This window comes from Streptomyces achromogenes (assembly GCF_030816715.1).
Lineage (GTDB): Bacteria > Actinomycetota > Actinomycetes > Streptomycetales > Streptomycetaceae > Streptomyces > Streptomyces achromogenes_A.
In genome coordinates this window covers 8,339,534-8,353,660 of the sequence record NZ_JAUSYH010000001.1, presented here as the reverse complement: position 1 = coordinate 8,353,660, position 14,127 = coordinate 8,339,534, and the positions used below count along the sequence as shown (strand labels likewise).

The 14,127-nt window shown below is 71.7% G+C and carries 13 protein-coding genes; 6 read left to right on the top strand and 7 right to left on the bottom strand.

Translation table 11 applies throughout. From position 1 onward, the window contains the following. Positions 1 to 22 precede the first annotated feature (22 nt). Positions 23 to 1,057 carry a phosphotransferase enzyme family protein gene (locus tag QF032_RS36710; RefSeq protein WP_307048697.1) on the top strand — a complete coding sequence of 345 codons (1,035 nt, stop codon included), beginning with the start codon at positions 23 to 25 and terminating at the stop codon, positions 1,055 to 1,057. A gap of 34 nt (positions 1,058 to 1,091) precedes the next feature. On the opposite strand, the gene QF032_RS36705 is transcribed toward QF032_RS36710, so the two are convergent. Next, positions 1,092 to 1,637 carry a kinase gene (locus tag QF032_RS36705; protein WP_307048696.1) on the bottom strand — a complete coding sequence of 182 codons (546 nt, stop codon included), beginning with the start codon at positions 1,635 to 1,637 and terminating at the stop codon, positions 1,092 to 1,094. A gap of 240 nt (positions 1,638 to 1,877) precedes the next feature. Between QF032_RS36705 and QF032_RS36700 the strand changes: the two genes are divergently transcribed. After that, positions 1,878 to 2,693: an SAM-dependent methyltransferase gene (locus tag QF032_RS36700; RefSeq protein ID WP_307048694.1), complete on the top strand. Its 816-nt coding sequence runs from the start codon at positions 1,878 to 1,880 to the stop codon at positions 2,691 to 2,693. A 140-nt stretch (positions 2,694 to 2,833) separates the two neighbouring features. Here the strand turns inward: QF032_RS36700 and QF032_RS36695 are convergent, their stop codons facing one another. The 5 genes from QF032_RS36695 to QF032_RS36675 form a co-directional block, all read right to left on the bottom strand. After that, positions 2,834 to 4,288 carry a WGR domain-containing protein gene (locus tag QF032_RS36695; protein ID WP_307048692.1) on the bottom strand — a complete coding sequence of 485 codons (1,455 nt, stop codon included), beginning with the start codon at positions 4,286 to 4,288 and terminating at the stop codon, positions 2,834 to 2,836. Between the two features lie 128 nt (positions 4,289 to 4,416). Beyond that, on the bottom strand, positions 4,417 to 5,406 hold the full coding sequence (locus QF032_RS36690) for an MASE1 domain-containing protein (RefSeq protein WP_307048690.1): 990 nt from the start codon (positions 5,404 to 5,406) through the stop codon (positions 4,417 to 4,419). A 112-nt stretch (positions 5,407 to 5,518) separates the two neighbouring features. Then, positions 5,519 to 6,367 (bottom strand): PP2C family protein-serine/threonine phosphatase, encoded by an 849-nt coding sequence (locus QF032_RS36685; protein WP_307048688.1) that lies wholly within the window; start codon positions 6,365 to 6,367, stop codon positions 5,519 to 5,521. A gap of 224 nt (positions 6,368 to 6,591) precedes the next feature. Beyond that, the gene (gene pgm, locus QF032_RS36680; protein ID WP_307048686.1) at positions 6,592 to 8,232 is read right to left on the bottom strand and encodes a phosphoglucomutase (alpha-D-glucose-1,6-bisphosphate-dependent); all 1,641 of its coding nucleotides are present in this window, start codon (positions 8,230 to 8,232) and stop codon (positions 6,592 to 6,594) included. Positions 8,233 to 8,344: 112 nt separating this feature from the next. Continuing rightward, positions 8,345 to 8,521 (bottom strand): hypothetical protein, encoded by a 177-nt coding sequence (locus QF032_RS36675; RefSeq protein ID WP_307048684.1) that lies wholly within the window; start codon positions 8,519 to 8,521, stop codon positions 8,345 to 8,347. 188 nt (positions 8,522 to 8,709) lie between these two features. Here QF032_RS36675 and QF032_RS36670 point away from each other — a divergent pair, with 188 nt between their 5' ends. Further along, positions 8,710 to 9,363, top strand: a complete 654-nt coding sequence (locus tag QF032_RS36670) for a lysophospholipid acyltransferase family protein (RefSeq protein ID WP_306946145.1) — start codon at positions 8,710 to 8,712, stop codon at positions 9,361 to 9,363. A 94-nt stretch (positions 9,364 to 9,457) separates the two neighbouring features. Here QF032_RS36670 and QF032_RS36665 read toward each other — a convergent pair whose 3' ends face one another. Then, positions 9,458 to 10,504: a LacI family DNA-binding transcriptional regulator gene (locus QF032_RS36665; RefSeq protein WP_306946146.1), complete on the bottom strand. Its 1,047-nt coding sequence runs from the start codon at positions 10,502 to 10,504 to the stop codon at positions 9,458 to 9,460. Positions 10,505 to 10,742: 238 nt separating this feature from the next. On the opposite strand from QF032_RS36665, the gene QF032_RS36660 reads away from it, so the two are divergent. The 3 genes from QF032_RS36660 (at position 10,743) to QF032_RS36650 (ending at position 14,030) form a co-directional block, all read left to right on the top strand. Continuing rightward, complete coding sequence (locus QF032_RS36660) at positions 10,743 to 11,669, top strand: carbohydrate ABC transporter permease (protein WP_307048681.1); 927 nt, start codon at positions 10,743 to 10,745, stop codon at positions 11,667 to 11,669. Between the two features lie 4 nt (positions 11,670 to 11,673). Continuing rightward, complete coding sequence (locus QF032_RS36655; protein ID WP_307059449.1) at positions 11,674 to 12,597, top strand: carbohydrate ABC transporter permease; 924 nt, start codon at positions 11,674 to 11,676, stop codon at positions 12,595 to 12,597. A gap of 95 nt (positions 12,598 to 12,692) precedes the next feature. Further along, complete coding sequence (locus QF032_RS36650) at positions 12,693 to 14,030, top strand: ABC transporter substrate-binding protein (RefSeq protein WP_306946149.1); 1,338 nt, start codon at positions 12,693 to 12,695, stop codon at positions 14,028 to 14,030. Positions 14,031 to 14,127: the final 97 nt, after the last annotated feature.

Genomic DNA, 14,127 nt, shown 5'->3' with positions numbered 1-14,127 from the left:
GACCGCTCGACGGGAGTTGCACATGCACGACACGGGCGGCCTGGGTGACGTCGTCGCGGACGCGTACGCGCTGGGCTCCGGTGAGTGGGCCATGGCGCCGGTCGCCCGTGGCGCGCTCGGGCAGATCTGGAAGCTGACGCGGAAGCACGCGCCGAACGGCCTGTCGGGCGGGCCGGCATGGGCGGTGAAGGAGCTGCTCTTCGACGGTGACGAAGAGCAGGTCCTGCGGGAGTCCGCGCTGCGCGACGCCGCGGAAGGGCTGGGCATCGCCTCTCCGCGGCTCTTCCCCGACCGTACCGGCGCCTACCTCACACGGCTCGGCGGTTCGCCCGACGGGCCCCGCGTGAAGCTGTACGAGTGGGTCGACGGAACCCGGGCGGACCCCTCCGATCCGGAGATCCTCAGCTGGTGCGGCCGGACGCTCGCCGCCCTGCACCGGGCGGGGGCGCGGGAGGCCGGGACGCCCGATCCCTGGTACGAGCAGTGCCCTTCGCCCGCCGAGTGGGCGAGTCTCCACTCACAGGTGCGGCGGGCCGGCGTGCCGTGGGCCGACGACCTGGGCCGGTTCGTCGCCTCGTCGGCCGGGGAGCTCGCCCGCCACGTCACCGCGTCCGTCGCCGACGGCGTTCCGTCCGCCGGTGAGGAGGTGGTGACCTCCCATCTCGACGTGCAGCCCCAGAACGTGCTGGTGGGGCCACGCGGGCCGGTTCTCCTCGACTGGGACAACGCCGGGCCGACGTCGGCGGGGCGCGAACTCGCGCAGGCCGTGTTCGTGTGGTCCGGCGGGAACGACTTCCAGGCCGGGTCCGCCCGGCGGCTGGTGCGGGCGTACCGGGAAGCCGGAGGCCGCCCCGTGCTCAGGGGCCTCGGCTCGTTCTCGATGCTGTTCGCCACGGCCCTGAACTACGTCCGCGTGCAGGCCGAGTGCGCGATCGACACGACGGTGACGCCGGCGCAACGGCAGTTCGCGAGCGGTCAGGTCCTCGCCTCGCTGCGGGATCTGCCCGATCCGGCCGCCGTCGCACGGCTGGCGGAGTGTCTGGAGTCCGCGTGGTGACGGCAGTCGACCGGCGCAGGACGTGGGAGGCCGGTCAGCGGTCCGTCGGCGGCAGACGGTGCAGGCCCGTGTCGCGCAGAATGCGCTCGACGGTGTCGTCGAGGGCGCTGTCCTCGCCGATGACGGTCTCGGCCCCGCCCGGCAGCAGATCCAGGGGGCGGTACCAGTCGCGCAGATCCGCCTCGCCCACTTCGTGCGCGATCGGCTTGGTGGCGTGGCGCCGGAGGGTCTCGGCGAACGGCACGTCGAGATAGTAGGCGTGGGTGGGGCCGCGGTGTTCGGCGCGCAGCCGGGCGAGCATGGCGCCGTAGTGGTCGGCGTACAGGATGCCCTCGAGGACGACGTGGTAGCCGGCGTCCAGGGCGTAGCGGGCGACGGCGTCGATCAGCCCGATGTTCGCGGCCCCTGGCCGGTCGCGCTCACGCAGCACGACGCGGCGGAGGTTGTCCTGCGCCACGAGGGCCAGACCGCGGCCGTACCGGTCGCGCAGGGCCGCCGCCACCGACGACTTGCCCGAGGCGCTGTTGCCGCGCAGCACGACCAGCCGGGTCTCCCGGGTGCCTGCCTTCACGGCGGCCACGGTACCGGTCCGGAACTTCCGGCCGTCGGGGCGCCGGCCCCTGCGCCGGTCCGGTCGTTCGCCGGGTCGTCGGCCCGGTCGCCTACGACGTCCGTGCGCACTTTTCCGCCACACCGGGCAATTGTGCCGATAGGTCGCTGGAACCGAACGAAAATGTTAACTGGTGTCCGTAACATGGCCGTTGGGACGTAAGTTGTGGCTCGACCTGCTCACGCCACGGCTGAAAGACGGACGCCCCTCATGACCGACCATGTCACCACGCCCGGACCGGCGGCCCCTCCGAAGATCGACACGACGGTGCCGCACTCGGCCCGCATCTGGAACTACTGGCTGGGCGGGAAGGACAACTACCCCGTCGACGAGCAGGCCGGCGACGCGTACACCGCCGTCTTCCCCGGCATCGTCACCATCGCCCGCAGCAGCCGCGCCTTCCTGCGCCGCAACATCACCTTCCTCGTCGCCGAGGCCGGCATACGGCAGTTCCTCGACGTGGGGACCGGCCTGCCGACCGCCGAGAACACCCACGAGGTCGCCCAGGGCCTGGCTCCCGAGACGCGGATCGTCTACGTCGACAACGACCCGCTGGTACTCGCCCACGCCCGCGCCCTGCTCACCTCCACCCCGGAGGGCGCGACCGCCTACGTCGACGCCGATGTGCTGGACCCCGAGCGCATCCTGGCGGCGGCCGCCGAGACGCTGGACTTCACCCGCCCCACGGCTCTCATCCTCAGCAACATCCTGGGCCATGTCGCCGACTACGACGAGGCCCGCTCCGTCGTCACCCGGCTGATGGCCGCACTGCCCTCCGGGAGCTACCTGTCCGTCAACGATGGTTCGCGGGGCGTGGACCCGGTCTTCGAGCAGGCCCAGGACGCCTACAACGAGAGCGGCGCGGTCCCGTACAACCTGCGCACGGTCGACGAGATCACCGCGTACTTCGACGGCCTGGAGCTGCTGGAGCCCGGAGTCGTCTCGGTCCCGCTGTGGCGTCCGGAGGCCACCTCGCCGGCCCCGGCCGTGATCGGCGAGCACGGCGGCCTCGCCCGCAAGCCGTAGCCGACGGCCGGAGCGCCGCCAGGAGCGGCGCCCGGACGAACGGACCCCGCCTCCGCCGTGACAGCCCGTCAGGGGCTCTGCGGCGGGGGCGCCGTGCCGTCGCCCCCGCGGGGATGCGTCGCCCCCGCGCCCCCGGCCGCTCACAGCAGGCGGCGGATGTCGCCGCGGACCCGGTAGAAGCCGCCGGCCGCCGAGTGCAGGGCGTCCACCACGTACCGCGCCCCGGGCTCGCGTATCTCGCGAGGGAACTGCACGTTCCACGACGTGTCGTAGCCGTCGGAGACCACGTGCACCCGGACCCGGCCGCCTTCCCGGACGCACTCGACGACGACGGCGCCGGCGGGCGCCTGGGCGACCGTCGCCACCGCGCTCACCGCGGTGGCCGGGGCGTAGGTCGGCAGCACCGCGGCGAGCTTCACGTCCCGCGCCACCGGCACGGTGCCCTCCTGCGCCGCGGAGACGGCCGTCTCGCTCGCGTCCACACAGACCAGCGAGCCGTCCGTGGTCACCAGGTACAGCCGTTCGTCGTGGTACTGCATCGACAGGGCCGAGCCGCCGCCGGTGCCGAGCTTCCACAGGCGGGTGCCGTCCCGGTCGAAGCAGTAGACGGACGACGACGCGTCACCCGCGAACACGAACCGGCCGCCCGGCGAGGTGGCGCAGGAGTACACCGCGCCGTCGCAGCCGTACGTGGCCTCGATCGCGCCGGTCGCCTTCGACAGCCGCTGGACCACCCGGTGCGCGGTGCCCGCGTACACGGCGTCGTCCTCCTGCCAGCCGAAGAGGACGCCGCCCCGGGTGGGCGTGTGCCAGAGCTCGCCGCCGCCGTCGGGCGCGTAGGCGGTGACGCCCCGGAGGTGGCCGTGGTAGACGCTGCGGTCGTCGGCGCGGACCATCCACGCGTGCTCGCCCTGGCTGCGGCGGACCCACTGGTGCTCGTCCTCGTGGTCGATGACGGTGAGCCGGCCGCCTCGGTCGGAGACGTTCAGCACGCCCTCGTGGATGTCCAGCCAGAAGATGTCGACGTCGGCGGTGATGTCGTAGGCCGCGAACGGCAGCTTCGAGGACAGGTCGTACACCTTGCCGTCGTCGCAGCCGGCGTAGATCCAGAAGTCGTCGGCGACCAGGCACTTCACGCCGTCCGGCAGGTTGAACCGGGCGAGGACGCCGCCTTCGTGGTCCAGGGTGTAGACGTCGCCCGCCTGGTTGCCGACCCAGCAGTGGTCGTCGTCGACATGGATGCCGAAGGCGGAGGAGCCGGTGCGGAACCGCCACAGCACCGGCGCCACCGCACGCGCCGTGGACGGCGCCGACGCGACCTGACGGCGCGTGACCGCACGGGGGGCGCGCTGCCCGGCGACGGCCGGCGCATAGCCCTTGCGGACCTTCTCCCCGACCTTCTTCGCGGCGGCGGCGCGCGCCTTCTCGACGGTCGGGAACGCGGTCGTCTGGACCTGGCCGGTGGCGCCGATCCGCCCGTACCGCACCGTCACCGCCGTGCCGTCGACGGTGACTTCGTAGAACTTGTGCGCGCTCCCGTCGTCCTGCGACAGCTCCAGATACGTCGTGGACAGCGTGCTGGACCCGGTAGACATGACACACCTCTCCCCAGGCGGGCCCGCGGCCGTTCCGGCGAGTCCCACCGATCGAACCGTAGGCGCAGCCACTGACATCGACGGTGACCCGCAGGACCCGGCGGTGGTCCGGACGCCGGGCGGCGGCGTCAGTCCTCGGGATCCTTCGGCGGGCGGCCGGGCGGGGCCTCGCCCGCGGTGAGGTGTTCCAGGACCTCGACCAGTTCCTGACAGGCGCGTTCCACGGAGCGGCGGGTGTTGCGCTGCTCGGCGATCACCGCGGAGAGGAGCAGGGCGGTCAAGGCCATCGTCCCGTTGAAGGCCTGGAGTTTGATCATCACCTCGATCCGGGTCAGCCCCTCGAAGGGCCCGACGGCGTCCGTCGCGGCGACGGTGGCCAGCACCGAGGTGAACAGGGCGCACAGCATGCTGCCGGCGAGCTGGAAGCGCAGCGCCGCCCAGATCAGCAGCGGGTAGACCAGGAACAGGAGGCTGACGGAACTCCGCGTGGCCGCCGGGACCAGGACGCAGGCGCAGAGCGCCAGTCCCGTGGCCTCCTTCCAGCGCGACAGGTCCAGGGGCAGGCGTACCGCGAACAGCATGAGCAGCACGGGGGTGACGAGCAGTACGCCCATCGCGTCGCCGACCCACCAGGCGAGCCAGACGGGCCAGAAACTGTGCGCGCCGAGGCGGTCGGTGAGCAGCAGCAGCCCGACGCCCACGGTCGCGCTCACCAGCATCGCGGTGAGCGCCCCCAGGAACACCAGTGCGAGGCCGTCGCGCAGTCGGGCCAGATCGTTGCGGAAGCCCACTCTGCGCAGCAGGAGGTACGCGCAGACCGGGGCGGCGGTGTTGCCCACCAGGTTGCCGATCACCACGGGGCGCAGGGACGTCAGGGACATGATGACGAGCAGCGCCCCGAGGGCGATGCCCGGCGCGCAGCGGAGCCCGAAGAGCAGCAGACAGGCCACCGCGACGCCGGTGGGCGGCCAGATGGGGGTGAACACGGCGCCCTCGACGACGAGCTCCCGCAGGAGGCCCAGTCGCCCCGCCGCGTAGTAGCAGAGGGCGACGGCCGGCGTCGCAACGACGAGGCCGGCCGGCCTGCGCAGAACCTCGAAACCCACCACAGCAGCCATCAGACACCGGCGCCGCGCCGTCGGCGAGGCGAGCGCCCCCGTCTCCCTTCCTCCGGCTGAGGCCGGCCGCCGTCCGGCCCACGGCCGAAGCGCGGCGCCGCCCCGGCCGCCCCTACGGCTGCACGCCGTGCACTTCCGGCGCCACCAGCCCGTCGTGTCCCACCACCAGCACCGCCGCGTCGTCCTCGTGCCCGACCCGCTCGGCGCCCTTGATCACCGCGGCGGCGAGCGCGCCCGCCTCCATCTGCGCGACGGCGGCTATGCCCGCGAGCCGTACGACCTGGTCGAGGCCCTCCTCGACGCTCAGTCTCGGCCCCTCGACCACACCGTCCGTGAGCAGGACGAACACTCCGCCCTTGGTCAGCCGGTAACGGGTGACGGGGTAGTCCGAGCCCTCCTGCACCCCCAGCGGCGGCCCGCCCTCGTCGTCGGCGACGCCGGACTTGCCGTCCGCGGTGGCCCACACGCACGGGATGTGGCCCGCCCTGGCGCTCTCGAGCACTCCGGTGGCGGGATCGAGCCGCATGAACGTGCAGGTGGCGAAGAGATCGCTGCCGAGGGAGAGGAGCAGGTCGTTGGTGCGGGCGAGCAGCTCGCCCGGCTCCCCGGTCACGGAGGCCAGGGCGCGCAGTCCGGCCCGGACCTGGCCCATGAAGGCGGTCGCCTCTATGTTGTGGCCCTGGACGTCGCCGATGGACAGGCCGACACGCCCGTCCGGCATGGCGAAGGCGTCGTACCAGTCGCCGCCCACGTTGAGCCCGTGGCAGGCCGGCGCGTACTGCACGGCCAGCCGGAATCCCGGCCCGGCGGGCAGGTCGCGGGGCAGCATGCCGCGCTGCAGGGCGAGGGCCAGCTCGACACGGGAGCGCTGCTGCTCCGCGCGCTCACGCGCCTGGGCGGTCAGCGAACCGAGTCTGGCCAGCAGCTCGTCGCCGTCGTCCGTGGTGCGCTTGCGGGACATGATCACTCCGGCGGGGACGGCAGCTCGTCGGGAGGACGACCCTCTCGGGCAAACTTCGCATTTTACCTTTAGAGGATCATAGCGGCCGTGACGCGGGGCCCGACAGACGCACCGCGCAGCAGTGCACCCGCAGGCCCGGCGCACCCGGCCGCCGCCGCGGAACACCGGCGGGAGCGGCAGCGTCTGCGCGGGCACCGGTCGCCGCCCCGTGCCCGCGCAGGCGCTCAGCCGCCCAGCGCCGCGTCGACGACGTCCTTGGCCTCGTCCTGGACCCGGCGCAGGTGGTCGGGGCCGAGGAAGGACTCGGCGTAGATCTTGTATACGTCCTCGGTGCCCGACGGGCGGGCCGCGAACCAGGCGTTCTCGGTGGTCACCTTGATGCCGCCGATGGACGCGCCGTTGCCGGGCGCCTCGGTGAGCACGCCGGTGACCGCCTCGCCGGCCAGGGTGTCGGCGGTGACCTGCGCGGGCGACAGCCGTGCCAGCAGCGCCTTCTCCTCCCGGGTGGCCGGGGCGTCGACGCGGGCGTAGGCGGGAGCGCCGAAGCGGTCGGTGAGCGCGGCGTAGTGCTCGGAGGGGGTCTTCCCGGTGACCGCGGTGATCTCGGAGGCCAGCAGCGCGAGGATGATGCCGTCCTTGTCGGTCGTCCAGACGGAGCCGTCGCGGCGCAGGAAGGAGGCGCCCGCGGACTCCTCGCCGCCGAAGCCGAGCGAGCCGTCCACCAGGCCGTCCACGAACCACTTGAAGCCGACGGGCACCTCGACCAGCCGGCGTCCGAGATCGCCGGCGACGCGGTCGATCATGGAGGACGACACCAGCGTCTTGCCGACGCCCGCGCTCGCGGGCCACTGCCCGCGGTGCGCGTAGAGGTAGGCGATGGCCGCGGCCAGATAGTGGTTGGGGTTCATCAGGCCCGCGTCGGGGGTGACGATGCCGTGCCGGTCGGCGTCGGCGTCGTTGCCCGTGGCGATGTCGAACCGGTCGCGCCGGCCGATCAGGGAGGCCATCGCGTACGGCGACGAGCAGTCCATGCGGATCTTGCCGTCCCAGTCCAGCGTCATGAATCGCCAGGTGGGATCGGTCAGCGGGTTGACCACGGTCAGGTCGAGGCGGTGCTGCTCGGCGATCCTGCCCCAGTAGGCGACCGACGCCCCGCCCAGCGGGTCGGCGCCGATGCGCACGCCGGCGGCGCGGATCGCGTCCAGGTCGAGGACGCCGGGCAGGTCGGCGACGTACGTGCCGAGGAAGTCGTACCGCTGCGTCGTGGGTGCGGCGAGGGCCCGGACCTGCGTGACGCGCCGGACGTCCTTCAGACCGGACGCGATGATCTCGTTGGCCCGGTCCTGGATCCAGGAGGTGGCGTCGGAGCCCGCCGGCCCGCCGCTCGGCGGGTTGTACTTGAAGCCGCCGTCGGCGGGCGGGTTGTGCGAGGGGGTGACCACCACGCCGTCGGCGAGGCCGGCGGTGCGCCCGCGGTTGTGGGTCAGGATCGCGTGCGAGACGGCGGGCGTGGGCGTGTAGCCGTCGGCGCTGTCGATGAGCACGGTGACGCCGCAGGCCGCGAACACCTCGAGGGCGGTGACCCGGGCCGGCTCGGACAGGGCGTGGCTGTCGGCGCCGAGGAAGAGGGGGCCGTCGGTGCCCTGCGCGGCCCGGTACTCGCAGATGGCCTGGCTGGTGGCCGCGATGTGGTCCTCGTTGAACGCGGTGTTCAGCGACGATCCGCGGTGTCCGGAGGTGCCGAACGTCACGCGCTGCGCCGGGTCGGCCGGGTCGGGGTGCAGCGCGTAGTACGCGGTGACCAGCCGGGCGACGTCGACGAGATCCTCGGGGCCGGCCGCCTGGCCCGCTCGCTCGTGCTGCATGTGCCCGCTCCTCCACATCGGTTGACCATTGCCGTGCGGTCCCATCTTCCCTCGTGGGAGCGGCTGTCCGCGAGTACGGGCCGGCTTTTCGCGCGGGTCGCCGGGCAGGCGCTCAGCGTCGGCGGCCGCGCACCGACCAGCCGCTGCCGATGCCCGCGACGTGGAGGGCGAGCGCGGTCAGGCCGAGGAGCATGAGGTTGGTGGAGCTGAAGGTGTCGTTGGTGGAGATGTCCGCCGCGTTGATCAGGAAGGCGATGAAGAACAGCACTGCCGAGACGATGGCGACCACGGGGTCCGTCCTTTCGGGGTGGGGGCTCCTTCCGGGGAGCCGCTGTTCTGCGCATGCCCCCGACGGGGCGGTGAACACCGGTGCTTCCGGGAGGTGTTCGGCGGGGGATCTGAGTAGCGGTACTCAGGCGTGGCCGGCCGGGACCCATGACACTGAGGCTCCGACCGCCCCTACGGAGAGGCATCCTCGTGTTCAGCCGTGCTGTCATCGCCCTGACGCCGCTCTTCGGGCGGCTCACCGTCACCAGTGAGATCAAGCTGCGGCTGCCCGCGGGCAGCATCTTCGTGGCCAACCACGACTCCCTGGCCGACCCCGCCGTCGTCATGGCCGCCCTGCGGCGGTTCGAGCTGGACCCGGTGGTCATGGCTACCGCGGGGCTGTGGCGCGTACCGCTGCTCGGCCGGGCGCTGACCCGGGAGGGGCACATCCCGGTCCACCGCCGCACGACGCACGCGGCGCTGGCCCTCGACGCCGCCGCCGAGGCGCTGGCCGGCGGACGGCACGTGCTGCTGTACGGCGAGGGCGGGCTGCCGCGCCGCAGGGACGCCGCGGCGACCGCGCCCGAACCGTTCCGCACCGGGCTGGCCCGCCTGGCGCAGACGACCGGCGCCCTGGTGGTGCCGGTGGGGCACGCGGGCGCCCGGCGCATCGCCTCCGGCTCGGCGGCGAAGCAACTGGCGGGCACGTTGACGGCGCCGGTTCGGCGCCCGCACTGCCACGTCCACCTGGGCGCGCCGCTGCGCCTGCCGGCGGAGACGGAGCGCGGGACGACGGCCGCCCGGCTGGCGGTCACCACGGCCTGGCGTACGGCGGCCCGGGCCGTGGGCGAGCACCCGAGGTGACCGGCCCTTCCCGGACGCGGGCGCACCCCAAGTCGCCTTGTGCACCGTGACGTTGTCGAGCAGCCGGGTGCGGCGCGGCCGGCGCCGCTCGGTGTCAGTCCACCCCGGGCGGCGGGGCCGTGCTCTGCCGATGGACGAGCCGCGTCGGAACCAGCGTGGTCCCGTGTTCGGCGCCGTCCGGGCGCATCTTGCGCAGCACGGCCTGGACGCAGAGCCGGCCCACCTCGGCGAAGTCCTGGTGCAGGGTGGTGAGCGGGGGCAGGAAGGAGCTCGCCTCGGGGATGTCGTCGAAGCCGATGACGCTGACGTCCTCGGGCACCCGGCGGCCGCCCTCGTGCAGGGCGCGGAGCAGACCCAGGGCCATCTGGTCGTTGGCCGCGAAGACGGCCGTGCACTCCTCGCGGGCCGCGAGTTCGAGGCCGGCCCGGTAGCCGGACTCCGCCGACCAGTCGCCGCGGACCAGGGGCGGGGCCGGACGGCCCGCCTCGGCGAGAGCGGCGCGCCACGCGTCCGCGCGGCGTTGCGCGGCGAACGAGCCCTCGGGCCCGCCCAGGTGCCAGACGGTGCGGTGGCCGAGGTCGAGCAGGTGCTGGACGGCGGTACGGGTGCCGCCGGCCTGGTCGGTGTCGACGACGGTGTAGTGGTCGCCGGCGTCGGAGTCCACCACGACGACCTGGACGTGCGGCGGGAGCTTGACGGTCGCCGCGTCGAGCAGGTGCACCTCCATGATGACGATCACCGCGTCGACGGCCAGTTCCTCCAGCCGGGAGAACGCGCCGCGCACCTCGTCCGAGGTGGGGACGGCCACCGGGAGCAGCGTCACCGCGTAGCCCTCTTCCGCCGCCGAGGTGGCGATCGCCTCCAGGGTGCGCACGTTTCCGGTGGTGGACAGCGTGAACGTGATGACGCCTATCGTGCGGAACTCGCCGCGCTTGAGGGCCCGGGCGGCGCTGTTGGGCCGGTAGCCGAGTTCCTTCATGGCCTCGAGCACCTGCTGCCGGGTCTCCTCGTTCACCCCGGCGTACCCGTTGGAGACCCGGGACACCGTCTGCGAGGACACCCCCGCGAGCCGCGCGACATCCGCCATGGAGGCCGTGGCCCGCGGCCGCCGCGACCCCTTCGCCGATGTTCTTTCGGCCATGTCCACCCCGTGTGCCCACCTCTCTGTCGGCTCAGCTGTCACAGTCTCCCCGGAGGGCCCTTGACCATCGTTATCGGGGCAGTGTAGACATGCCGCCATCAGATGTTTACGTAAACATAACAGCTTGTACAGCCCTCTTGCGTGGCTGATGTTTACGCAAACATCATGGTGGCGGCGAGGCGACCGGAAATCTCCGCGCATCACCGCCGGTTCCAGGACTGGACGAGCGAGGAACTACATGACGACGCTGCAACCGCCGGTGGCCGCCGAGCCGCGGCCGGCACCGCCTCCGGCGAAACGGGACCGCCGCTCCTGGACCGGGTGGGGTTTCCTCGGTCCGTTCGTGGCCGTGTTCGCGCTGGTCTTCCTGGCCCCGATCGTGTACTCGATCTACCTCAGCCTCTTCCGGAACCAGCTCATCGGCGGAAACCAGTTCGTCGGCCTGGACAACTACACCCGGGCCCTGCAGGACGACGCCTTCTGGGGCGCCGTCGGCCGGGTGGCGCTCTTCCTGGCCGTCCAGGTGCCGCTCATGCTCGGCATCGCCCTGCTGGTGGCGCTGGCACTGGACAGCGGCCGCCTCTACGGCAAGAGCTTCTTCCGCATCACGATCTTCCTGCCGTACGCCGTGCCCGCCGTGGTCGCCACCCTGATGTGGGGCTTCATGTACGGCACCAAGTACGGCCTGGTGGGCGACATCAACTCCGCGTTCGGTGTCACGCTGCCCGACCTGCTCTCCCCCGGCTGGGTGCTCGCCTCCATCGGCAACATCGTGACCTGGGAGTTCGTCGGGTACAACATGCTGATCTTCTACTCGGCGCTGCGCGTCGTCCCGACCTCGCTGTACGAGGCGGCGGAGATCGACGGCGCGGGACAGTGGCGGATCATCCGCTCGATCAAGCTGCCCGCGATCCGGGGAGCGATCGTCATCGCCACGATCTTCTCGATCATCGGCAGCTTCCAGCTCTTCAACGAGCCGAGCATCCTGCGTCCGCTGGCACTGAACTCGATCACCACGGACTTCACGCCGAACTTCTACACGTACTCGCTGTCCTTCAACGGCCAGCAGCACAACTACTCCGCGACGGTGGCCATCATCATGGGCGTCATCACGATGATCGTCGCCTACGCCGTCCAGCTGCGCGGCATGCGCAAGGAAGCGTGACCCGATGAGCACCTCTGTCACCGCCTCCCCCGCGAAGAGCGCCGCGCCCGGACTGCGCACCCCCCGTAAGAAGCACACCCCCGGCAAGCCGAAGCGCAACGTGCTGCTGACGGTGCTGATGGCCCTGATGGTCCTCTACACCGTGGTGCCGCTGATCTGGCTGATCATCAACTCGACGAAGACCCAGGCCGGCCTGGCCGACTCCAACGGCCTGTGGTTCGCCCACGACTTCGCGCTGTGGGACAACGTCCGGGACACCTTCACCTACCACGACGGCATCTTCGGCCGCTGGCTGCTGAACACCCTGCTGTACGTGGGGCTCGGCGCGGGCGGCGCGACGCTGCTGGCCGTGCTCGGCGGGTACGCGCTGGCGAAGTTCCAGTTCCCCGGCAGGCGCGCCGTGTTCGCCGTGGTGATCGGCGCGGTGGCCGTGCCGGGTACGGCGCTGGCGGTGCCCACCTTCCTGATGTTCAGCAAGATGGGGCTGACCGACACCCCTTCGGCGGTCATCATCCCCTCGCTGGTGTCGCCGTTCGGCCTCTACCTGATGTGGGTGTTCGCCGCCGAGGCGATCCCGACCGAGCTGCTGGAGGCGGCCCGGATGGACGGGGCGAGCGAGGTGCGGACCTTCTTCCAGGTCGCGCTGCCGCTGCTGGCCCCCGGGATCGTGACCGTGCTGCTGTTCACCACGGTCGCCACCTGGAACAACTACTTCCTCCCGCTGATCATGCTGAAGGACCCGGACTGGTACCCGCTGACGCTGGGTCTGAGCGCCTGGAGCTCCCAGGCACAGACCATCGGCGGTGACGTGATCTTCAACCTGGTGATCACGGGGTCCCTGCTGACGATCCTTCCGCTGATCGCCGCCTTCCTGTTCCTCCAGAAGCACTGGCAGTCCGGCCTCGCCGCCGGAAGCGTCAAGGAGTGACGTGGACGGCCCCCACAAGCCCCACATTTAAGCCTTACCAGCACCAGCGACACCCCCACCCTCACCTGTCCCACCCACGAAGAAGTGGAAGCCCCATGCGCAGAACAACGAGCCGCATCCTGCGCGGCATCGCCCTCGTCTCCACCCTGGCCCTGGGCGTCACCGCCTGCGGCGGCTCGGACGACGACTCCGACACCAAGGCCGTCTCCGCCGGCGACATCCAGGCAGCCCTGGACAAGGGCGGCGACATCACGGTCTGGGCGTGGGAGCCCACCCTGAAGACCGTGGCCGCCGACTTCCAGAAGAAGTACCCGAAGGTCAAGGTCAACCTGGTCAGCGAGCGCTCCGGCGACAAGCACTACACCGCGCTGTCCAACGCGATCTCGGCCGGCAAGGGCGTCCCGGACGTCGCCCAGGTCGAGTACTTCGCGCTCGGCCAGTACTCCCTGACCAAGGGCCTGACCGACCTGGCCCCCTACGGCGCCGACAAGCTCGCGTCGAAGTACACCCCGGGCCCGTGGAACGCGGTCAGCGACGGCGACAAGGTCTACGGCCTGCCGATGGACTCGGGTCCGATGGCGCTGTTCTACAACAAGACGGTCTTCGACAAGTACAAGATCGCCGTCCCCACCACCTGGGACGAGTACCTGGACGCGGCCCGCAAGCTCCACAAGGCCGACCCGAAGGCGTACATCACCAGCGACCTCGGTGACGCGGGCCTCACCACCTCCCTGCTGTGGCAGGCCGGTTCGCGCCCCTACAAGGTCGACGGCACCAAGCTCGGCGTCAACTTCGACGACGCCGGCGCCAAGAAGTACGAGACCGTCTGGCAGCAGCTGATCAGCGAGAAGCTGCTCGCCCCGGTCAACGGCTGGACCGACGACTGGTACAAGGGCCTGGGCGACGGCACCATCGCCACCCTGGCCACCGGCGCCTGGATGCCCGCCAACTTCGCCACCGGCGTCCCGAACGCCAAGGGCCAGTGGCGCGCGGCGCCGATGCCGGCCTGGACCAAGGGCGACAAGGCGAGCGCGGAGAACGGCGGCAGCTCGCTGGCCGTCCCGACGCTGGCCAAGAACAAGGAACTCGCCTACGCCTTCACCGAGTACGCCAACTCCGGCGCCGGTGTCGCCACCCGCATCAGCGAGGGCGCCTTCCCCGCAACCAAGGCGGAGCTCGAGTCGCCCGCGTTCCAGAGCAAGAAGTTCGACTACTTCGACGGCCAGGAGGCGAACAAGATCTTCGCCGACTCCGCCGCGAACGTGGCGAGCGACTGGTCGTACCTCCCGTTCCAGCCGTACGCCAACTCGATCTTCAACGACACGGTCGGCAAGGCCTACGTCTCCGGCACCAAGCTGGCGGACGGCCTGAAGGCCTGGCAGGACGCCTCGGTCAAGTACGGCGAGGAGCAGGGCTTCACCATCCAGAAGTAGTCGAGAACCAGTCGACCGCGAAGCGGTCGGCACAGCACCAGCACAGCAGTAAACGCCGGGCGGCGCGGCACCCGGGCCGCGCCGCCCCCGTGCACCA